At 67.1% G+C, this 20,234-nt stretch carries 17 protein-coding genes and 1 tRNA gene; 9 read left to right on the plus strand and 9 right to left on the minus strand.

Translation table 11 applies throughout. The annotated features are described in order from the left end of the window. Positions 1-72: 72 nt before the first annotated feature. Both RKE40_RS00550 and RKE40_RS00555 read right to left on the minus strand, forming a co-directional pair. The gene (locus RKE40_RS00550; RefSeq protein WP_316016294.1) at positions 73-1,050 is read right to left on the minus strand and encodes a TAXI family TRAP transporter solute-binding subunit; all 978 of its coding nucleotides are present in this window, start codon (positions 1,048-1,050) and stop codon (positions 73-75) included. Positions 1,051-1,269: 219 nt separating this feature from the next. Then, positions 1,270-1,590 carry a hypothetical protein gene (locus tag RKE40_RS00555; protein ID WP_316016295.1) on the minus strand — a complete coding sequence of 107 codons (321 nt, stop codon included), beginning with the start codon at positions 1,588-1,590 and terminating at the stop codon, positions 1,270-1,272. A 204-nt stretch (positions 1,591-1,794) separates the two neighbouring features. Between RKE40_RS00555 and RKE40_RS00560 the strand changes: the two genes are divergently transcribed. Further along, a tRNA-Ser gene (locus tag RKE40_RS00560) sits at positions 1,795-1,884 on the plus strand. 197 nt (positions 1,885-2,081) lie between these two features. Here RKE40_RS00560 and RKE40_RS00565 read toward each other — a convergent pair. From RKE40_RS00565 to RKE40_RS00590, 6 genes are all read right to left on the minus strand, one after another. Next, on the minus strand, positions 2,082-3,146 hold the full coding sequence (locus RKE40_RS00565) for a D-alanyl-D-alanine carboxypeptidase family protein (RefSeq protein WP_316016296.1): 1,065 nt from the start codon (positions 3,144-3,146) through the stop codon (positions 2,082-2,084). A gap of 401 nt (positions 3,147-3,547) precedes the next feature. Next, positions 3,548-4,990 carry an aldehyde dehydrogenase family protein gene (locus tag RKE40_RS00570; protein WP_316016297.1) on the minus strand — a complete coding sequence of 481 codons (1,443 nt, stop codon included), beginning with the start codon at positions 4,988-4,990 and terminating at the stop codon, positions 3,548-3,550. A 115-nt stretch (positions 4,991-5,105) separates the two neighbouring features. Continuing rightward, complete coding sequence (locus tag RKE40_RS00575; protein WP_316016298.1) at positions 5,106-6,455, minus strand: LLM class flavin-dependent oxidoreductase; 1,350 nt, start codon at positions 6,453-6,455, stop codon at positions 5,106-5,108. A gap of 24 nt (positions 6,456-6,479) precedes the next feature. Continuing rightward, entirely contained in the window at positions 6,480-7,223 is a 744-nt protein-coding gene (locus RKE40_RS00580) for an ABC transporter ATP-binding protein (RefSeq protein WP_316016299.1), read from the minus strand. Next, complete coding sequence (locus tag RKE40_RS00585; RefSeq protein ID WP_316016300.1) at positions 7,220-8,080, minus strand: ABC transporter permease; 861 nt, start codon at positions 8,078-8,080, stop codon at positions 7,220-7,222. The genes RKE40_RS00580 and RKE40_RS00585 overlap by 4 nt, the downstream gene beginning before the upstream one ends. Positions 8,081-8,100: 20 nt before the next feature. Then, on the minus strand, positions 8,101-9,090 hold the full coding sequence (locus tag RKE40_RS00590) for an ABC transporter substrate-binding protein (protein ID WP_316016301.1): 990 nt from the start codon (positions 9,088-9,090) through the stop codon (positions 8,101-8,103). Positions 9,091-9,804: 714 nt separating this feature from the next. Here RKE40_RS00590 and RKE40_RS00595 point away from each other — a divergent pair. The 8 genes from RKE40_RS00595 to RKE40_RS00630 all read left to right on the plus strand — a co-directional run bounded on the left by RKE40_RS00595 (position 9,805) and on the right by RKE40_RS00630 (position 18,969). Beyond that, a complete protein-coding gene (locus tag RKE40_RS00595) occupies positions 9,805-10,008 on the plus strand; it encodes a hypothetical protein (RefSeq protein ID WP_316016302.1) in 204 nt (67 codons plus the stop codon). Between the two features lie 16 nt (positions 10,009-10,024). After that, positions 10,025-10,657, plus strand: a complete 633-nt coding sequence (locus RKE40_RS00600; RefSeq protein ID WP_316016303.1) for a flavin reductase family protein — start codon at positions 10,025-10,027, stop codon at positions 10,655-10,657. 380 nt (positions 10,658-11,037) lie between these two features. Next, complete coding sequence (locus RKE40_RS00605) at positions 11,038-12,321, plus strand: GNAT family N-acetyltransferase (protein ID WP_316016304.1); 1,284 nt, start codon at positions 11,038-11,040, stop codon at positions 12,319-12,321. A gap of 200 nt (positions 12,322-12,521) precedes the next feature. After that, positions 12,522-13,625 carry a GNAT family N-acetyltransferase gene (locus tag RKE40_RS00610; RefSeq protein WP_316016305.1) on the plus strand — a complete coding sequence of 368 codons (1,104 nt, stop codon included), beginning with the start codon at positions 12,522-12,524 and terminating at the stop codon, positions 13,623-13,625. A 6-nt stretch (positions 13,626-13,631) separates the two neighbouring features. After that, a complete protein-coding gene (locus tag RKE40_RS00615) occupies positions 13,632-14,840 on the plus strand; it encodes an FAD-dependent oxidoreductase (protein ID WP_316016306.1) in 1,209 nt (402 codons plus the stop codon). Positions 14,841-14,869: 29 nt separating this feature from the next. Beyond that, entirely contained in the window at positions 14,870-16,033 is a 1,164-nt protein-coding gene (locus RKE40_RS00620; RefSeq protein ID WP_316016307.1) for a GNAT family N-acetyltransferase, read from the plus strand. A 114-nt stretch (positions 16,034-16,147) separates the two neighbouring features. Further along, positions 16,148-17,509 (plus strand): O-antigen ligase family protein, encoded by a 1,362-nt coding sequence (locus RKE40_RS00625; RefSeq protein WP_316016308.1) that lies wholly within the window; start codon positions 16,148-16,150, stop codon positions 17,507-17,509. Further along, positions 17,491-18,969, plus strand: a complete 1,479-nt coding sequence (locus RKE40_RS00630) for a right-handed parallel beta-helix repeat-containing protein (protein WP_316016309.1) — start codon at positions 17,491-17,493, stop codon at positions 18,967-18,969. The genes RKE40_RS00625 and RKE40_RS00630 overlap by 19 nt, the downstream gene beginning before the upstream one ends. A 10-nt stretch (positions 18,970-18,979) precedes the next feature. On the opposite strand, the gene RKE40_RS00635 is transcribed toward RKE40_RS00630, so the two are convergent. Further along, positions 18,980-20,098 carry an acyltransferase family protein gene (locus tag RKE40_RS00635; protein WP_316016310.1) on the minus strand — a complete coding sequence of 373 codons (1,119 nt, stop codon included), beginning with the start codon at positions 20,096-20,098 and terminating at the stop codon, positions 18,980-18,982. Between the last annotated feature and the right edge of the window lie 136 nt (positions 20,099-20,234).

A 20,234-nucleotide genomic window follows, 5' to 3' on the forward strand; every position in this document is an offset into this window, starting at 1 on the left:
GGCGCACGGCGCCGTCCCGAGAATCTCAGGCAGGAGATGCCCGGGACGAACCCGAGCACGACGCCTAGGGCGTCACTTCAGCAGACCGGCTTCCTTGTAGAACTTCTCGGCGCCGGGATGCAGCGGCACGCCCTGCAGGCCGGAGAGCGCGGTCGCCTTCTGGATCGCCTTGCCCTTGGCATGGCCGGAATCGAGCGCGGCGCGGGCCTTATCGCTCCACAGCCCCTTGGTCACGGCGTAAACCGTGTCCGCCGAGACCTTCGAAGAGGTCACCCAATGGGCGCCGACCGCGACCGTCTTGACCGCGCCGACATCCTTGTAGGTGCCGGCCGGGATCTCGTCGGCGGCGAAGAAGGGCGATTCCTTGGCGAGCTTCTCGGCCGGGGCGCCGGTGATCGGCAGGATGTCGATGCCCGAGCCGGTCGAGGCCAGCTCCGAGATCGCCGCCGCCGGATAGCCGCCGGTGAAGAAGAAGGCATCGACCGAGCCGTCCTTCATCTTCTCGGCCGCCTGGTTGGGCTTGAGATACTCGGCCGAGATGTCCTTATCGGTAACGCCGAAGGCGGCGAGGATCGCCTTGGCGTTGAGCAGCGTGCCGGAGCCCGGCTCGTCGAGCGAGACCTTCTTGCCCTTGAGGTCGGCGACGCTCTTCACGTTCGAGGCTTTGCGGACGACGAGATGGACGCTCTCGGGATAGAGATTGGCGATCGAGCGCAGTTCGGCGACCTTGGGCTTGCCCTCGTAGACGCCGGTGCCGGAAAAGGCCCAATAGGCGACGTCCGCCTGGACGAAGCCGGATTCGGCCGCGCCGCCGACGATCGCGTTGACGTTGGCGACCGAGCCATTGCTCGCGACCGCGGTCGAGACCAGCTGCGGCGGCGCCGAGATGGCGTTCGCGATCAGGCCGCCGATCGGATAATAGGTGCCGGCGGTGCCGCCCGTGCCGATGCGGAAGAAGGCGGGCGCCTGGGCGAGCGCAACGCCCGCGAGCGCGAGAACGCCGAGACCAAGGCCGAACCCGCCAAGGCGCTTCTTGAGCTTCGAATTCATGGAAAACCTCCGGTTGAAGCCGGAGAGTGTCGGAAGCTTTGCGAGCGGGATCAAGGGGCGGACGGGCAAGGCCCGTGCGTTTGCAGGCTTGTCCACGCAAGATTGTGTCTAAAATGCGGCGCCGTCTCTGGTGAACCGCTTGCCTGGTGCCCCTTCGGATTCAGGCGGGCATGGCCGCGGCAGACGCTGGCCGACGCAGCGGAGATTCGTTCCAGCGCCTCACCGCCGTGTGACGATGCCGATCAGGGGCTTCGGCTCGGCACCAAGCCATAGCAAGAGGAAGCCGAGCAGCAGGCCGGCGAGCGCGGTCGGCACCAGCATGAGATGGAGCAGGACGGGGTCCCAGAGCAAGGGATGCAGATTGCGCTCGACGGCCGGCTGGAGTTGTCGGAAACGCTCGCCGAACAGGGCAAGCAGGGTCTCGCCAAGAGGGGTGAAGCGCAGGGCGGAGTTGGCGATCGAGCGCGCACCGTCGGTCAGGAGGACGACGAAGCCGCCCGCGACCAGAAGATAGCCGAGAATCCTGACCAGAAAGCGCAAACCATCCCCCAATTCCGCCCGGGCCGCGGCGCGGACCGGTTTACGGTGCCTCCATGCCCTCGCCCCGACAGAGGCCTGCAGGCCTTTCCGATGTGCGCCCGCGCCTCCGCCATTGCAACGATAAACGAGAATTTGCCGCAACCTGCATAATCGTCGGCTTCGGCACTTGAAAGAAGCTGGCCCGGAGGTCATAAGCAGCGCGCCGGACAGGTGGCCGAGTGGTTGAAGGCGCACGCCTGGAAAGTGTGTATACGGGAAACCGTATCGCGGGTTCGAATCCCGCCCTGTCCGCCATTTCCTTTTATCTCGAGCTGGTTCGCTTCGCTCGCGGCCCCATCGGATGTCGGTCGCGCAACCGTACTCCTGACTTGTAGCGCGGACCTGCATTCCCCGCCTCCGCTCCGTCGTTCCGTTCCTCAGTTCGCTCGCCCACGGTTTCTATGAGGCGCCCCCGACCAGGGCGCGATCCAAGCCCTCCAACCGGCCTGCTTTCAGTGCTGCCGGAGCGCCTGTGGACGCGGCGCCGGCGTGGGAGATGACGGGGACGTCGCCACGGACGAGTTCCGCGTGCGGATTTTCCAGGTCCTGGGAGCAGCCGGCGCGCCCAGGAAGCTTGGGTGCCCGGCATGCCCCATCGGATAGAGCTTTCTTTGCCGCCGCTCGTATGCTGTCGCCTGCGAGCCGCAGAGCCTGGTTCGCAAATCTTCGGGCTTGGAGGCCTTCTGGTTCTGCAACGCGAGCAGCGCCGGCCGAGTGCCGCCATCCGACCTATCAAATCCGGACTGCAACAGCTGGGCGATGCGCTCGCTGCGCTCCTTCTCGGTCGTCGCGCCCAGCACGACCGCAACCAGACGCCTTTCGCCGCGGACGGCAAGGGAGACGAGATTTCGCCCGGATGCGCAGACGAAGCCCGTCTTCAGCCCGATCGCACCGGGAAAGCGCCTGATGACCTCGTCGCTCGATTTCAGCACGCGCCCGTCGACGCTGACTTCAGAGCGATCGAAGAAGCGCAGGTATTCCGGGAAGTTCCGGTCAATGGCGACCCCGAGCAGCGCCAAATCCCTCGCAGTGGTGACCTGCCTGCGGTCGAAGAGACCGTCCGGATTGACGAAATGCGTGCCGTTCATGCCGAGGCGCCGGGCCGCATCGTTCATCATCGCGACGAAATCGGCCTCGTTGCCGGCAACCGTCTCGGCGATCGCGGCTGCCGCCTCGTTGGCCGACACTGCCAGCATCGCGTAAAGCGCATCCTCGAGCGACATCACGCTGCCGGGTGCGAGGCCCGACTGCACCGACTCACGGGCGAGCGCCTTCCGCGAAAAGGCGACGTCTTGGCTGAGCGCGATGCGCCCGGCTCGCAACTGCTCGAAGGTGACGAAGGCCGTCATCAGCTTGGTGGTCGAGGCCGGATACCAGGCGCGCCCGGCATCCTTCGACCGAAGGATCTGGAGACTGCCGGCATCGACGAGGAGGGATGGCGTCGCTTGCGCGGAAGAGGCGATCGCAATCAGAAGGCCGGCAACGGCATTGCGAACAGAAATTAGACGATAAGGCAAAATCTAACCGACGCTTCGATAGTTTCTGCCTCCGACCAGCGGACAAGCAGTACATGACGAAAATCAAACTCGCTCAGCAGCTCTGAAATCCGACCGTTCCCCCTTCGACAGGGGCTTAAATCTTCAAGCTGCGTGATCGATTGGCCATTGAACGCCGAATTGCGGCCGCTTGATGAAGCAATTCTCCGCCGCGCCGAGATCCGGCCGCTCCTGTTGGCTGCGCGCAACGACATGCTTCGTCTTTTTGAAGCAGGACGGAGGCCCCGGCGACCTGCCGCCAGTGCCGCCGGGCTTTGCGCAACTCACGACCACCGTCATGGCCGGGCTCGGAGCGAGGCCGGCAACCAAATTTGCAGGCATCCCCCCGTATGACGGGGGATGCCCTTTAGCTAACGGGCGTTCTAGCCCTGCGGCGCCCAGCCGGAGATCGCCTTGGGCTCGAGGAACTCCTCGATGCCCCAGATGCCGCCCTCGCGGGCGCGGCCGGAGGCCTTGACGCCGCCGAAAGGCGCGCCCGGCCCGCGCGAATTGCCGTTCATCTCGACCATGCCGGACTTCAGGCGCGAGGCGACGCGGTTGCGCTTTTCGCCATCGGCCGACTGGACGTAGTTCGTCAGGCCGTAGGGCGTGTCGTTCGCGATCGCGATCGCCTGTTCCTCGCTGTCGAAGGGGATGATCGACAGCACGGGGCCGAAGATCTCTTCGCGCGCGATGGTCATCTGGTTGTTGACGTCGGCGAAGACCGTCGGACGAACGAAATAGCCCTGGTTTTGCCCATTGGGCCGTCCGACGCCGCCGGTGACGAGCCGCGCGCCCTCGTCGATGCCCTTCTGGATCAGATCCTGAACCTTGCGGAACTGAGCTTCCGAGGCCAGCGGGCCGATATGCTTGCCGGGCTTGTGGGCGGTGTCGACCACGACCTGCTCGGCGACCGCCTTGGCCTCCTCGACGGCGCGATCATAGATCGAGCGCTCGACCAGCATGCGGGTGGGGGCGTTGCAGCTCTGCCCGGTGTTGTTGAAGCAGTGCAGCACGCCGCGCTTCACCGTGCCCGGCTCGGCATCGGCGAAGACGATGTTGGCGCCCTTGCCGCCGAGCTCGAGCACGACGCGCTTGAGACTCTCGGCCGCGACCTTCGAGATCGCGACACCGGCCCGGGTCGAGCCGGTGAAGCTGATCATCTCGATGTCCGGATGCGACGACAGATGCGTGCCGACGCCGGCGCCGTCGCCATTGACCAGATTGAACACGCCCTTCGGGAAGCCTGCCTCGTCGACATACTCGGCGAACAGCATCGAGGAGAGCGGCGCGATCTCGGACGGCTTGAGGACCATGGTGCAGCCGGCGAGCAGGGCCGGAACCACCTTGAGCGTCACCTGGTTCATCGGCCAGTTCCAGGGCGTGATCAGGCCGACGACGCCGATCGCATCCATCTGGATACGGTCATTGGGGGCGTGCGGACCGAGCGGGCGCAGGAATTGGAAATCCTTGAAGGCGTTGATGAAGTTGGTGATGTGGTAGGCGCCGGCGCCGACCTGGCTGGTGAGCGCCATGTCGATCGGCGCGCCCATCTCCTGGCTGATCGTCTGCGCCATCTCCGGCGCGCGGCGCTTGTAGATCTCGAGCAGGCGCTCGACCAGCTTCAGGCGCTCGGACGGCTCGGTCCGCGACCAGCTCTCGAAGGCGCGCTTGGCGGCCGCGACCGCCCGGTCGGCATCGCTCGCGTCACCGATCGAGATCGCCGCATAGGCCTGGCCGGTCGAGGGGTCGACGACCTCCAGCTCTCGCTGCGCCGAAGGCGCCACCCAGGCGCCGTCGATGTAGAACTGCTTCTTCTCCAGCATGCGTATCCTCCGGGATTTCGACCGTTCTCGAACCCCAGACTAGCAGCTCGATCAGGAAACGGGACTGCAGCTTGAGGCCCGGCTGCATGAGCCGGGCGCATTGCCGGAGCCGGCTCTAAGCCGAGCGCCGAACCGGCTCGGCAGGATCGAACTGGCTGGGCACCGGGTCGAGACCGAGACGGTCGCGCAAGGTGCCGTCGCGATACTCGCTGCGGAACAGCCCGCGCTTGCGCAGCAAGGGCACGACCTCGCCGGCGAATATCTCGAACTGCTGCGGCAGGATCGGCGGCATCACGTTGAAGCCGTCGGACGCGCCCGAGGTGAACCAGTCGGCGATGATGCCGGCGATCTGCTCGGGCGTTCCGGTCGCGGTGAAGTGGCCACGTGCGCCGGCGAGGCTGTGCAGCAGGCCACGCAGGGTCGGCCGCTCGCGGGCGACGAGGGCGGTGATCGACTGGGCCCGGCTGCGCGAGGCCTGGACAAGGGCCGGGTCCGGGAAATCCTCGACCGAAAGCACCTGATCGAGCTTCAGATGCGAGAAGTCGTATCCGCCGAAGCGGTTGGACAGGCGCGCCAGCCCGACGCTGGGATGCGAGAGCTCGTTCAGCTCGGCCCAGACGCGCTTCGCCTCGGCCTCGGTCGAGCCGATCGCGGCACTGATGCCGGGCAGGATGACGATCTGATCAGGGCTGCGCCCGAGCGCCCGTCCTTGCGTCTTGATGTCGTTGTAGAAGGCGATCGCGCTTTCCTTGTTGAGATGGGCGGTGAAGATCGCCTCGGCATAGCGGGCAGCGAAGGCACGCCCATCGGTGGAGGAACCGGCCTGGACGAAGACCGGCCTGCCTTGCGGCGAGCGCGGAATGTTGAGCGCGCCGGCGACCTTGAAGAAGGCGCCGCTGTGCGCCGCCGGCCTGATGCCCTGTGAGCGCGCATAGGAGCCGCTCGCCCGATCATCGAGGATCGCGTCGCGGGCCCAGCTGTCCCAGAGCTTGGAGACGACCTCGACGAACTCGTTGGCGCGGGCATAGCGCTGGTCAATGCCTGCCTGCTGCTCCAGGCCGAAATTGGCGGCGGCGGATGGCGCCCAGGAGGTCACGATGTTCCAGCCGATCCGCCCGCCGCTGAGATGGTCGAGCGAAGCGAATTGCCGGGCGAGATTGTAGGGCTCGCTATAGGTCGTCGATGCGGTGGCGATCAGGCCGATGCGCTCGGTCAGCGCCGCGAGCGAACCGAGCAGCGTCAGCGGCTCGAGCTCGCCGCGCGTCGCATGCTCTATGTCTTCGCCGAGGGTCACATGGTCGGCGAAGAAGATCGAGTCGAGTTTGGCCGCTTCGGCCGCGAGCGCAAGGTCGCGGTAATAGCTGACATCCGTCAGCGCCCGGTATGTCGAGGCATCGTGTCGCCAGGCGGCTTCGTGATGGCCACGGCCGTTGATGAAGAGATTCAGATGCAGTTCGCGCGTCATGGGCAAAGTCTCCTGAGATGAGGATCAGACGGCGTCGACGACGCCGAGCGCAGCGAGAAGATCGGCACGCAGCGCATCGACGCGGCCGTCCCTGGGGCGCGGATGCGGCAGCCCGACCTGCCGGTCGAGGACGATGTGGCCGTCCTCCATGACGAGCACCCGGTCGGCCAGCTTGATCGCCTCGTCGACGTCATGGGTGACGAGCAGGACCGTGGGACCGTGCTGACCGATCAGGCGGAAGACCAGCTCGTGCATGCGGATGCGGGTCAGGGCATCGAGCGCGCCGAAGGGTTCGTCGGCGAGCAGCAGCCGGGGCTGCCTGACCAGCGAGCGCGCCAGGGCGACGCGCTGCTGCTCGCCGCCCGACAGCGCGTTCGGCCAGGCATCCTCGCGCCCCGACAGACCGACATCGGCGAGCGCGGCACGTCCGCGCCGATCCGCGTCCGGCAGCCGCAGGCCGAAGACGGCATTCTGCAGCACGGTCTTCCAGGGCAGCAGGCGGGAGTCCTGGAAGAGCACCGAACGATCGGCCGGGACCTCGATAGCCCCCTCGCCTTCGACGCCGTCGTCGAGGCCGGCGAGCGCCCGCAGCAGCGTGCTCTTGCCCGAACCGCTCTTGCCGATCAGCGCGACGAACTCGCCGGGCGCAAAATCGAGCGAGACCTCGCCCAGCACGGTGCGGCCGGAGAAGCGCCGGGAGACGCCGCGCAGCCTGACCGCTGCATCCGCTCCCGTGCTTTGCCAGAAGGGGTGGATCGCGGCGTTCATGACGCCAGCGCCCGGCGGTAGGACAGTGCGCGCCGCTCCCAAGCCCTGACCGCGAAGTCGGAGGCAAGGCCGAGGATCGCGTAGATCGCGAGCCCGACGACGATGATGTCGGTCTGGCCGTAGTCACGGGCGCGGTTCATCAGATAGCCGATCCCCTCGCTGGTGTTGATCTGCTCGAGCACGACGAGCGCGGTCCAGCAGGTCGTCACCGCGAGGCGCAAGCCGGTGAAGAAGCCGGGCAGCGCGCCGGGCAGCGCCACCTCGCGCAGGAAGTCGCTGCGGCTCAGGCCGACGCTGCGGGCGAGCTCGACATGCCTGATGTCGATGCCGCGCAGCGCGGCGTGGGTGTTGATGTAGACCGGCACCAGCACACTGGTCGCGATCAGCGCGATCTTCATGGCTTCGCCAATGCCGAGCCAGAGAATGGCGAGCGGGATCAGCGCCAGCGTGGGAATGGCGCGCTTGATCTGCACGAGGCCGTCGATCGAGGCCTCGCCGATGCGGGAGAGCCCGGCGGCGAGCGCCAGTGCCAGCCCGAGCACGACGCCGATGCCGAGCCCGAGATAGGCGCGGAACGCCGAAGCGAGGAAGTGATCGGCGAGCGTGCCACCCACCAGCAGGTCGTAGCCGGTGGCGATGGCGGTCGAAGGAGCCGCGAGAAATCTCGGCGAGAGCCAGCCGACAGCTGACGCCAGCTCCCATATCGCGACCAGCGCGAGCGGACCGAAGAGGATGGCACCCGGCGGCAGTTTTCCGGGAGCGAGGCGCGGGGGCCTCACGGCAGCCCTGCCAGGGGCTTCCCTTGCCGGGCTGCCGATCAGGGCCTGCGCATCGAGCGCGTGATCGAAGAGCGTCATGCGAAATCTCCCGAGCGCATTCAGTTGGTCTTGCCGGCGATGACGTCGTCGAAGCGCAGATCGAATTCCTGGCGGGCATCGAGGCGCTTCGGCAGGTCGCCGGCCTCGTGGATCACGTCGATCAGCGACTGCTGCTTGGCGATCAGGCTGGCGAGGAGAGGAAACTCAAAGGCGCCCTCGGACTCGACGATCTTGCGGCCATCGGCGTGCTTCAGGTTCTGGCGCTTGACGTAATAGGCATCGACCCAGGCATCGACATTGCGATGCGACCAGCGGTTGGCATCGATCCAGGCCGCGACGAACTGGCGGATCGCCGCCGCCTTCGCGGGGTCGTCGAGCGCCCTCTTGCTGGCGTAGAGATAGGTCAGGCTCTTCGGCAACCTGTCGTTCTGCTCCTTCGGGAGCGCGCTCGCGCCGCGGTCAGCGAAGTCGGCGAGGTAACGGGAGAAATGCGGCTCGTTCAGCGCTGCGACGTCGACCTGGCCGGTCCGTACCGCATCGGGGAAGTCGGCGGCGCGGAGCGGCACGAGCTTGACGTCCTTGCGGGTCAGCCCGGCGAGTTTCAGCGCATTCAGCACGAAGGGCTGGCGCCCGGTGCCCTCGCCATAGGCGATGCTGCGGCCCTTCAGCTCCTCGAGGCTGCTCAGCTTGAGCCCCGGGCGCAAGGCGAGGAAGTAATCGGTCTCGGAGGAGACGCGCGCGGCAACGATCGGGATCTGCTCGCCGGCGGCATGCGCCTGGATCGGCGGCGTGTTGCCGACCGTGGCGAGATCGAGCGCTCCGGCCCGGAAGGCTTCCAGAATGGCGGGGCCGCCGAGGAAGTTGGCATAGCTGACCGCGCTCGACAGCTTCGCCTGGGCGCCGGATGCCTGCATCAGCGTCTGCAGCGCCTCGTTCTGGTCGGCGACGACGAGCTTCGTACCCCCCGGAACCTGCGTCGGCAGAGCGTCCTGAGCGCGGACGAAGCCGAAAGAAGAAACGAGCAATGGCAGAACAAGCAAAGCCTTCAACGACGCACGCCGGCCGGCCCTGAAGCAATTTGAAAGCTCGTTCGTATGGGTCATCGCTCGCGCCTTTCACGAATTCTGGATATCGGCCGGGACAAACCGCCGATCTCGCTAAATTCTGGGAAAGGAACGTTCTTCAAGTCAAACGAATGTTCTTTTTAATTAACGCAACGAGGCCGAAAAACGTTTTCGCCCGCCCCAAGGAAGCGAGAAAAAAGGGCTCGTTTGCCGCATTCTGCTTAAACGCCCCCTCGCCCGGCCGGCATGGCATCGCGGGCGACAATCCATCCCGCTCGCTCGCCAGAGCCTTTCGCCCCGTGCGGACCGGCGCCGCAAGGGCGCAACGGAATTCTGCCACCGGCACGGCGCTTAGGAGGCGCTTCCGCCTCCTGAGCGCCAGATCTTTGAAATCCCCTTTCATTGACCGGACGGCATCGGCCGGAAAGAATGACAGTATCGAGCGATAATCGTTTCGCTGGATCGCGGGATTTGCTGGAGCAGCTTGCACCGCGTCATCAACGCTAAAAGCACCACGAGAGAATCGTGGGCTCCGAATGACGGAGTCACGTTTATGATACGAGCTCTTATTCTTCTTGAAGCGCCGCCAATCGGCACAACCCGATGTCGCTGAGCACCGGCTCGCGCAACTGAATCATCGGATACTTCACGCGAATTTCAAGAATGCTGCAACGCCGGCTCTCCGGCGAAGGAGGCACCATGTCCCAGACCATCCTGATCGAGGTTCGCGGTGTCGCGGCCGGCCTCGTCGTCGGCTCCGGCACCGATTTCCGCTTCTTCTCGTCCCGGCCGGCCTTCGACGCCCTCGACGGCCGGCATTTCGGCTCGATTGCCGACGCCTACCGCGCCGCCATCGGGGAGCGCGCGACGCGTCGTCGCCCCGCCGCCCGCCTTCCGGCCTGATCCTGTGAGGTTGCCGATGACGATCGTTCCGCTTGTCACCAAGGCGTCCCCGACCGAGCCAGCGCTGCGCAGCCGAGGCGGCCCCCGCATTGCCCGGCTCGCCTCCGGGCCGGTCCCGGCCCGCGAGGATGTCGCGGCGTTTCGGGCCGCCCTGCGCCATCTCGCGGGCGGAGTCAGCGTCATCACCACCGGCCGCGGCGAGGATCGGACCGGCCTCACCGCGACCTCGGTGGCCTCGCTCTCCGCGGAGCCGCCGACGCTGATGTTCGGCCTGAACCTGGCCTCGTCGAGCTTTCCGGTTCTGACCCGCCATCGCAGCTTTGCGGTTAACTTCCTCAATGCGGCGCAGAAGCAGATCGCCGACCGCTTCGCCGGTCGCGCAGGCGAGAAGGGCGCGGCGCGCTATGCCGGCGCCAGCTGGTCGAGCGGGCCGAGCGGCGCACCGCTGCTCGATGGCGCGCTCGCGGCGCTCGACTGCGAAGTCGAGGAGCTGATCGAGCGCCATTCGCACGCCATCGTCATCGGCCGCGTCCGCGAGATCAGGCTCGGCGGCGACGACGCCGCGCTCCTGTACTGGCGCGGCGACTATGAGCGCCTCGGCTGGATGGCCGAAGAGGCCAGCACGGCTCTCGGCCTGCGCAGCCTCTGAGGGATTGCGACGATCGTGAGCTATGCCGTCAGGTGTAACGCGCCGGGGCTACCACGCCTTCGCCGCCAGTGACGAGCACGCGAAAGCCGCAAGGCGAACGCCGCACGCTATTCATGCCCGACATGCTTGCCACGGCAGTCGCGGTCGTCGAATGCCTCGGCGCCGATCCAGTCTTGATCGAACCGCTCCCGTCGCGGTCCCTGTTCCATTTCAGAACAATGTAGTTAGCCGGCTTTATTTAGGGCTGACGAGCAGCAGTGCTCCTCAAGCGGAGGAACCGTGCCGGTGGGAGTACCGCGTCAATATGGGGTTAATCCGTTTGCCAGAAGCGCCCTCCGAAGGCGGAACCGTATAATGGCCACAAGCTTCGGAGAGAGCTTGTGCAACACGATCCGGTCGAGCTTTTGGATGAACCGCGTCACCGTTCCAGCCGCCTTGCGGCGGAAGGCGCCGCCGCGGCGACCATCGGCGTCGAGATCACGACGCCACAGCGGCTCGCCACGATCGAGCGGGAATGGCGCGACCTCTGCGGCCGGGCCTTGGCAGACAACGCCTTCCTGGAACCTTCGCTGATCGCGGCGGCAGCCGAGGTCGGAGCGGCCGAGATCGCGGTCCTGCTCGCCTGGAGCGCGCCCCAACCCGATACCCCCAGTCGGCTCATCGGCCTCTGGGCGCTGGCACGTCGGCATGCCTTTCCCTTGCTGCCGGTGCCGATGCTCAAGACGCCGGTGATCGACCACGCTTTTCTCGGCACGCCCGTGCTCGACCGTGACGATGCTGCGCAGGCCCTTTCGGGTATGCTGGACGCGATAGCTGCCGAGCGTTCCCTGCCAGACCTTCTGAGCATTGGAAGCCTCGATGCGAGCGGGCCCGTCGCCGCGGTCTTCGCGGAGGTTCTGGCGCGGCGCGGCTCACCCTGCACCCGGCTGGAAACCCGGCTGCGTCCCTCGCTGCTGAAATCGGCCTCGGGCGGCGGGACCAGTCCCGTCTCGCCCAGCCGCGCCAAGGCGCTGCGAAAAAAGCAGCAACGGCTCGCGCGGCAAGGCGTCGTCAGCTGCACGCGGCATGCCGGCGGCAGCGAGGTCGGTCCGGCGATCGAAGAGTTCCTCACGCTCGAGGCTTCGGGCTGGAAGGGACGCCGGAGCAGCCGCGGGCAGGCGATCCTGCGAACGCCGGTGCTGACGAGCTTCTTCAGACGAGCGATCGCAGCGCTGGCGAACCGCCATCAGGCCCAGATCATCGCCCTGCGCCTGGACGGACGGGCAATCGCCATGCAGGTCACCGTCCAATCCGGCGAGACCGCCTTCACCTGGAAATCAGCCTATGACGAGGCCCATCGCGCCTGTGCACCCGGGCTGCTGCTGCATCAGGAAGTGACCGGTCGCTTTCTCGCCGACCCTGCCCTGCGAGCGGTCGATTCCTGCAATCATCACGACACCGGCCATATGGCGGAGTTCTGGGCCGGCCGGCGCGAGGTTTCGGACCTGATCGTCGATGCCCGGCCGCGTCGGACGGCACTGTTCGGACTGGTCAGCACGCTAGAGCTCGGGCACCGGCGGCTGCGCGAGGCGGCGCGCCGCTGTCGGAGCATGCTGCTGGCATTGCGGCACCATGGCGCCCATTCGGTGCCGGAGACCGGCAAAGCCGGCGGAGGACAGCCGTGAGCGACAGTGCAGCCCTGCCGCGATTCAGCCGCATGCCCGCACCCCCCGGATCGAAACGCAGTCTTCTGGACAATCACGCTGCGAACGCGCCGCGACTGGCTGGCTCCCCGCGGATCCAGCTGGCGAGCGCTCGCGACTTCGCAGCCTTGGACGCTGAATGGAGCGACCTCAGCAGCCGCGCGGCAGTTCCGAATGTCTTCATGGACCCCGCCGTCGCGCAGGCTTTCGCTGCCGCCTGGCCGGACAAGGTTCGGGTCCTGCTGGCCTGGGCCGACGAGCCCGAGGCCGATACGCAATCCCGTCTCATCGGCGTCTGGCTTCTTGTCGAGCGCAGAACCCGGCTCAGCTGGCCCTGGAAAGCGCTCGTCAGCCCACCGGGTCCGGTCGCCTATCTCGGCACGCCGGTGATCGACCGCGCCCATGTTTCCGCGGTGCTGGCGGCAATGCTGGAAGCGGTTCGCAAGACACCGGAACTGCCCAAGCTCATCCAGGCCGGCGACATGTCGGAGGGTTCGGCGGTGATGGCGGCACTCGAGGCGATACAGGCTCGCGGCGCCGGACACTGGCAGCTGCTCGAAACGCGCAAGCGCGCGAAGCTGACATCCTGCGACGACCCGAAAGCCTTTTGGGCGGGTTCGATGTCGGCGAAGCGGCTGCAGGGCTTTGCCCGCAAGCGGCGCCAGCTCGGCAAGGAAGGCGAGTTGGCGACAACGGTCGCCGAACAGCCGGCGGCAGTCACAGCGGCACTGGACGAGTTTCTCCGGCTCGAGGCCTCAGGCTGGAAGGCAGCGCGGCACAGCGCACTCGCCTCCTGCCCCGCCACGGAACGGTTCACGCGCGAGATGATCGCGGGGCTCGCCGAACGCCGGCTGGTCCTGATCGAGGCACTGCGGCTGAACGGAGCCCCCGTCGCGATGTGGGTCATCCTGCTCTCGGGCGATACCGCCTACACCTGGCGCACGGCCTATGACGAGGCCTATGGCCGCTTCTCGCCCGGCACCCTCCTTCTCGAGGACACCACGACACGGCTGCTCAGCGACCCTGCCATCGCCTGCACGGATTCCTGCAACCACCGCGACGTCGGGCATCAGGCGGAGCGCTGGCCGGAGCGGCATGAAGTGGGCGACCTACTGATCGATGCCGGCCCCGAGCGCCGCTTGCGACTGCTGCTGCTCTCAGCTCGCGAGAAGGCATTCCGAAGCGGCAGGGAAGCTGCGCGGCAGCTCTATCACCGCCTGCGCCCGGAGATCGAACGCATCCGGGAACGTCTGCGCGGCGCACGGCCCCCCCAAGCACAAGGGTGACAGGCGATGGCACAATCGGCGGACATCGTCATCGTCGGGGGCGGGCTTGCCGGCGCCAGTGCCGCGGTGATGCTCGGGCGGGCCGATCTCGACGTCATGCTGATCGATCCCTACGACCCGCCCCGACCCGATTTCCGGTGCGAGAAACTCGACCCGTCGCAGGTGCGCCTGCTGCGCCGCATGGGGCTCGCCGGGTTGGTCCTGCCGGCAGCGACACATAACCGAGAGCTCTGGGTCGCGCGCCTCGGACGGCTGGCCGACAAGATGGCCATCGACCAGTACGGCATTCTCTACCAGCCCCTCGTCCGCGCCGTCCGGCAGGGCATCCCGCCGCGCGTGCGCTGCCTGCGCGGCACAGTGGCCGCAATCGCGCTGAGCGAGGACGAGCAGACGGTTTCACTCGTCGACGGCGAGGTCGTCACCGCCCGTCTGGTCGTACTCGCCAACGGGCTGAACCGTGCCTTGCGAAGCTCTCTCGGAATCGAGTGCCGGACGATCAGCGCGAACCATTCGATCACCATCGGCTTCGACGTCGTACCGCGCTCCAGCGCGCGCTTCCCCTTCGATTCCCTGACCTATTATGGCGAGCGTCCGCAGGACCGCACCGCCTATCTCACCCTGTTCAGGCTCGGCACGGTGATGCGCGCCAACCTGATGACCTATCGCGATATGGACGATCCCTGGCTGAAGGCGATCCGCGAGGAGCCGGAAGCCGCGCTTGCGAGCCTGATGCCGCGGCTGGGCAGGCTGATCGGCCCCTACGCGATCCAGGGCCCTGTGCGCGTACGGCCCGCCGATCTCTATGTCGCGGCCAATTTCGAGCAGCCCGGCCTGGTGCTCGTCGGCGACGCCTTCGCAACCTCCTGCCCGGCCGCCGGCACCGGCACAAACAAGGTGCTGAGCGATGTCGAGCGGCTTTGTGCAGTGCATGTGCCGCGCTGGATGGAGACGCCCGGCATGAGCGCGGGCAAGCTCGCTTCCTTCTACGCCGACCCGGAGAAGCGTGCCACCGACCTGTATTCGAGCCGAGCCGCCTTCGCTCTGAAGGCGCGCTCCCTCGCCGACGGGCCGCTTGGCTATGCGGGCGGCTATTCGCGCTATCTCGGCCGCCTCGCCAAGGGCACGGCGCGCCGCTGGCTCAGGCGCCTGGCTGCGCTGTCGCAGCAGGCAAGCCGCCTTTCCTGGCGGCGCAGACCGGCACGGGCTGAGCGATGAAGGCGTTTCTGCTCGGGGGAGCCAACAATATGAATGAGACCGCGCCTTCAATTCACTTCCTGTCAGCGGCCGATTGGCCGGACACCACGCTTCGCTGCGAAGAGGCCGGCTGGGACCAAGAGTTGCTCGGACCCTGGCGCGATCTCGAAAAGCGCAGCGCCAACGCCAGCTTCTTTCAGAGTGCTGCCTGGTGCGAAGCCTGGATCGAAGCTTCGAGCGCCTGCGGAATGCCGGAGGCGCCGCGGATTGCGACCATCTGGCGAGGCGGGAAACTGGTGCTGGTCTGGCCGCTCACCGTCCGGCGACTTTCGGTCTTCAAGATCCTGCACCATCTTGGCGAACCCGCGACGCAATACGGCGACGTCCTGATCGACAAGCGTGAAGACCGCCGCGCCCTGCTCGGCATGGCCTTGGAGATGATCCGGTCCTGGCACGATATCGATGCGATCGAGCTTCGCCGCGTCCGCGACGGTACCGTACTCGCCAGTCTGCTTGCCCGGCACAGGGTGGAAGGCTCGGAGGCGAGCGCGCCGATGCTCGACTTTCGCAGGCTCGATGCGGCCAGCGCCGACGGCCAGCGCACGAGCCGGACGCGCCAGGCCCTGCGGCGGCACCAGCGCCAGCTCGGCGAGCACGGGCCGGTGACCTTCGAGCTGGTGCGGCGACCGGAGGAGCAGTGCCTGCTGCTCGAGCACGCCTTCGCGCTGAAGCGAGCCTGGCAACAGGAAAAAGCGGCGGTCAGCGCCGGCTACGCCCACGGCGCGAGCCTCGGCTGCCTCCAGCACCTTGCGCGCGAAGGCAACCTGCTGGCTGCCTATCTGCGCGCTGGCGACGAGATCGCCGCCGTCGAGATCGGCGCCTTGGATCAGGGGCGCTACTGGTCGCTGGTCCAGAGCTACGATCTGCGCTTCTCGAAACATGCACCCGGCCGGCTGCTGTTCTGGCATCTGCTGGAGCGCTGTCCGGAATTGTCGATCGACATCTTCGACTTCCTTGCCCCGGCCACGCGGCACAAGCTGGAATGGTCGAACACCGAGGTTCCAATCGCCGACTACCTCGTGCCGGTCTCGACACGCGGCTACTTGGCCACCTCCTATCTGGCGCGGATCAGACCGATGCTGCGCGAATGCTACCGCCGCCTTCCCTCGGGACTGCGCCAACATGCCAACGGCCTGCTGCGCAGGTTGAACTGAGGCCTAGGCCGATCGCCTGGACCAAGCCAGGCGGGGTACCCCCCTCGCCCGCTCGACGACGGCCGGAGAGGCGTCTTCAATAAGCTTGCGATGAGCAGATGAGAGGCGCCGAGAATGCCGCTACACCTCTCGGTCGAGACGCCGGCGAGCTTCGCCGCTGCGCCGCGGGCGCGAGCGGACTGGGGCGACCGCTATCTCGGGCTGCTATGCTTCGTGCTGGCGGGCTATGCCATATTCGGCAAAGGCTTCGCCTATGTCGGCGTGCCCCCGCTGTTCATCGGCGAGATCACGCTGGTGCTCGGGATACTCGCCTTGATGGCATCGCGCAGCTGGATCGCCATGCTGATGACGGTGCCGAGCCTTGCGCTCCTTGCCTTCATGGGCTGGGTCGCGGTGCGGACCGTACCAGGGATTCCGGTCCATGGCTTCGATGCGCTGCGCGACAGCGTCATCGCGCTCTACGGCGCCTTCGCCTTCATCATCGTCGCGCTCTTGCTGCAGAAGCCGGCGCGACTTGGCCGGCTGCTCGGCACCTATAGCCGGTTCGCTCTGCTGTACGGGCTTTCCGGCGCCGTCCTTGCCTATACAACCAGTTCGCTCTCCCATCTGCTGGCCTGGCCGTTCTCCGGCGTGCCCGTGGTCTATGTCCGCATGGGCGAGGCGGCGGTGCATCTGTGCGGCGCGACCGTCTTCGTGCTGCTCGGGCTGCGCCGCGTGCCCTGGCCCTGGCTCGTCGCGGTCCTCGTCGGCTTCCTGATGATCGCGGTCAGCCGCGGCGCGATGCTGGCGTTCCTGCTCCCGGTACTGCTCGCCGCCGTCGTCGGCGGACAGGTGCGGCGGCTCATGCCGATCGCAGCCGGAGGCGCGGCGGTGCTGGCGGTCGTGCTGATGTTCGACATCCAGGTCGAGATCGAGGGCGGGCGCGTGATCGGGCCGGCCCAACTGATCAACAATGTCGAGAGCATTGTCGGGCGCAGCGAGGCGTCGAATCTCGACGGCACCAAGACCTGGCGCCTGCGCTGGTGGCAGGCGATCCAGGATTACACGCTCCGCGGTCCCTATTTCTGGACAGGCAAGGGCTTCGGCGTGAACCTCGCCGAGGATGACGGCTATGTCGTCGGGGCGGAGGGCGGCGGCGCGCCGGTCCGGGCACCACACAATGTCCATCTCGGCATCCTGGCGCGGGCCGGGGTGCCTGGCCTCGCCCTCTGGATCGGGTTGCTGCTGTGCTGGTTCGGCATGCTCGCGCGCAGCTATGTCGTCGCGCTGCGCCATGGCGACGAGCGAGCGGCCAAACTGTTCATCTGGATCGGCTGCTATGGCCTGTCGATGCTGATCAACGCCTCCTTCGATGTCGCGCTGGAAGGGCCGATGCTGGGCATCTGGTTCTGGTCGCTCATCGGCCTCGGCATAGGCAGCTCGATGCTGCAGGATTTCGCCCACCGGCGGAGGCAGGCATGGCCCCCGACCTCCTGAGGGCAGCGGCCGCGAGCACATTGCTGCTCGCCGCCGCACCGGCCCCCGCGACGGTTCCAGCAGTCCTCGAACCGAAGCCCGCCTCCGTTTGCCCGGCCGAGGCGCTTCGCATCACCACCGAGCACTCCCTCTCCCAGGCCGTCGCGACGGCGCCGAACGGCACCGCCTTCTGCATCGAGGCCGGCCTGCACCGGCTGCAATCGGCCCAGCCGAAGCGCGGCCAGCGCTTCTTCGGCGAGCCGGGAGCCATTCTCAGCGGCGCTGCAATCCTCGGGGGCTTTCGCGCCGTCGACGGCGTCTGGGTCGCCGCCGGGATCGCGACGCCCGCGCCGGCGCGCGGTGTCTGCAAGGCCGGATACGAAGCCTGCCAGTGGCCGGAAGCGGTCTTTCTCGACGGCAAGCCGCTGCAAGCGGTCGCCGACCGCGCGCAACTGCAGCCCGGCCGCTTCTTCCATGACCGCCTGCGCAACGAATTCGTGCTCGCCGAAGCGCCGGACGGGCGGCTGGTCGAGGTCGCGCGCGCCCGCTACGCCCTGTTCGGTGCCGCCGCGGATGTCACGGTCCAGGGGTTGACCTTCGAGAAGTACGCCAACCCGCCCCAGGAAGGCGCGGTCCGGGGTGACGGGCCGAACTGGCGGATCGAGGATTGCGATTTCCGGCTGAACAGCGGCGCCGGCGTCTCGGTCGGGCCGTACGGACAGGTCCTGCGCAGCCGGATCCACGACAACGGCCAGATCGGCGCCACCGCCGACGGAGCCGATATCCTGTTCGAAGGCAACGCCATCTACGGCAACAACCGCTCGGGCTTCGATCCGAGCTGGGATGCCGGCGGCATCAAGGTCACCGTCAGCCAGAACGTCGTCTTCCGGAACAACGACGTGCACCATAATGACGGGCCCGGCCTGTGGTGCGACGAAAGCTGCGAGAACACCACCTTCGAGGGCAACCGCGTCTCATACAACAGCTCGGCCGGGATCTTCTTCGAGCTCTCCTCCAAGGCGGTGATCCGCAACAACGTGCTCGTGCAGAACAATCAGGAAGGTGCGCCCTGGTACTGGGGCGCCGAAATCCAGATCGCGGCCTCGGAAGGGGCGATGGTGCACGACAACGTCCTGGTCGTGCGCGAGTCCGGCCGCGCGATCATGCTGATCGACCAGAACCGCTGGAAGGTGGGCGGGGGCTTCTACAAGACTCGCGACAATCGCGTCACCGACAACGAGATCACCTTCCTCGGCCGGGGCTCGGCCGGCGGCGTCTCGGACGCCGCCCCGAACGCGGAGAACTTCGGAATCATCGAGCGCGGCGGCAACCTGTTCGACCGCAACCGCTACCGGACCGTCACCGGCGCACCGGCACCGCGCTTCGTCTGGGGGAGCGTGGAAATGGACTTTGCGAACTTCCGTGGCCGCGGCCAGGAAAAGCAGGGCAGCCTGACGGTAGGGTTCAGCGCTCCTCGCTGAACCTGTCGGTTCAGCCCGGCTTCTTCCGGATCGGCGCCGGTGCGGGGGTCACAGCGGGTGGCAGGAGACCGAAGCTGCGCAAGCGCCCGCCCGGCCGGAGCCAGCGATCGACCGGTTTCTCGAGAGCGACATAGAACGCCACGCCGACCGCGAGCGCCAGCGCCACCCCGACGAGACGCACCGGCAGATCATAGCTCGCCGGCATGCCGAAATGGCCGAGCAGCTTGCCGCCGGCGGAAAGCACGAACCAGTGTGAGAGATAGATGCTGAAGGATGCCTCGCCGAGCAGCACCATGGTGCGTCCGAGCCGATTTTCCTTCTCCAGTGCATGCCGGCACAGGAGGAAGCCGGCGAAGACGAGGCCGGCGGCGGCGATACGCCAAAGCGGCATCAGCTTGCCGGCAGGTGCCTCCCAGGCGGCCCAGAGCAGGAGCAGGGTCAGCGGCAACAGCTGCAAGGCCAATTCGGCAGGCTTGCGCCCTTCGAGCTCGCGCACCAGCCAGCCCAGGGCGAAGGCCAGCATGAACGGGTTGAAGACATGGGTCAGGAAGGCGGCGCCCAGCGTGCCGCCGCCGGCGATCGGCCCGGCCGGCGAGCCGAGCGCCAGCCCGATCGCACCGAGCCCCGTCAGCAGCCAGGCGAGGCCGAGCCGCGCGCCGCGGCCGGAGCCGACGGTCGCCAGCATCAGCGCCACGCCGAGATAGAACAGGACTTCATGCTCGAGCGTCCAACCCACGCCGAGGATCGGGAATCCCTGCTGCGGCAAGATCAGATAGGTTTTCGCCATGCTGATCGGATCGGGACTGAAGCCCATCAGGTGCCAAGCAGGCTTAACGAGGTAGACCGCAACCACGATGCTGGTGAAGAGCCAGTACATCGGCAGCAGCCGCAGCACGCGCGCGGCGAAGAAGGAGCCGCCCGTGTCCTTGGTGCCGACCCGCATGGCGATGACATAGCCGGAGACGATGAAGAAGAGCTCGACGCCCAGCGCCGAGAACGGCTGATACCAGGACCGGGCGATCGCGAAATCAGAGAAGTGCTTGGTCAGCAGGTCGGAATGACAGAGCACGACCTCGCTCGCGGCGAAGGCGCGCAGCCATTGCAGTTCCAGACGTCTCGACGGTTGCACCGCTCTGTCCCCCGCCGGGCCAGCCCGTCGGGGCCGGGCGCCCTGGCTTTCATTTCCGCCTTCCGGCAAGCGGCGCTCCGGAGCGAAAACTTCGGAACGCTGCCGTCCAGGCAGCCATGTCAGCCGGTTCTCCGCA

It is taken from the genome of Allobosea rubneri (assembly GCF_032464875.1).
Lineage (GTDB): Bacteria > Pseudomonadota > Alphaproteobacteria > Rhizobiales > Beijerinckiaceae > Allobosea > Allobosea rubneri.

Coding starts and splice junctions, on each gene's coding strand:
- RKE40_RS00550 (WP_316016294.1), bottom strand. CDS start 1,050: ATGAATTCGAAGCTCAAGAAGCGCCTTGGCGGGTTCGGCCTTGGTCTC.
- RKE40_RS00570 (WP_316016297.1), bottom strand. CDS start 4,990: ATGCTGGAGAAGAAGCAGTTCTACATCGACGGCGCCTGGGTGGCGCCT.
- RKE40_RS00575 (WP_316016298.1), bottom strand. CDS start 6,455: ATGACGCGCGAACTGCATCTGAATCTCTTCATCAACGGCCGTGGCCAT.
- RKE40_RS00580 (WP_316016299.1), bottom strand. CDS start 7,223: ATGAACGCCGCGATCCACCCCTTCTGGCAAAGCACGGGAGCGGATGCA.
- RKE40_RS00585 (WP_316016300.1), bottom strand. CDS start 8,080: ATGACGCTCTTCGATCACGCGCTCGATGCGCAGGCCCTGATCGGCAGC.
- RKE40_RS00595 (WP_316016302.1), top strand. CDS start 9,805: ATGTCCCAGACCATCCTGATCGAGGTTCGCGGTGTCGCGGCCGGCCTC.
- RKE40_RS00600 (WP_316016303.1), top strand. CDS start 10,025: ATGACGATCGTTCCGCTTGTCACCAAGGCGTCCCCGACCGAGCCAGCG.
- RKE40_RS00610 (WP_316016305.1), top strand. CDS start 12,522: ATGGACCCCGCCGTCGCGCAGGCTTTCGCTGCCGCCTGGCCGGACAAG.
- RKE40_RS00615 (WP_316016306.1), top strand. CDS start 13,632: ATGGCACAATCGGCGGACATCGTCATCGTCGGGGGCGGGCTTGCCGGC.
- RKE40_RS00620 (WP_316016307.1), top strand. CDS start 14,870: ATGAATGAGACCGCGCCTTCAATTCACTTCCTGTCAGCGGCCGATTGG.
- RKE40_RS00625 (WP_316016308.1), top strand. CDS start 16,148: ATGCCGCTACACCTCTCGGTCGAGACGCCGGCGAGCTTCGCCGCTGCG.
- RKE40_RS00630 (WP_316016309.1), top strand. CDS start 17,491: ATGGCCCCCGACCTCCTGAGGGCAGCGGCCGCGAGCACATTGCTGCTC.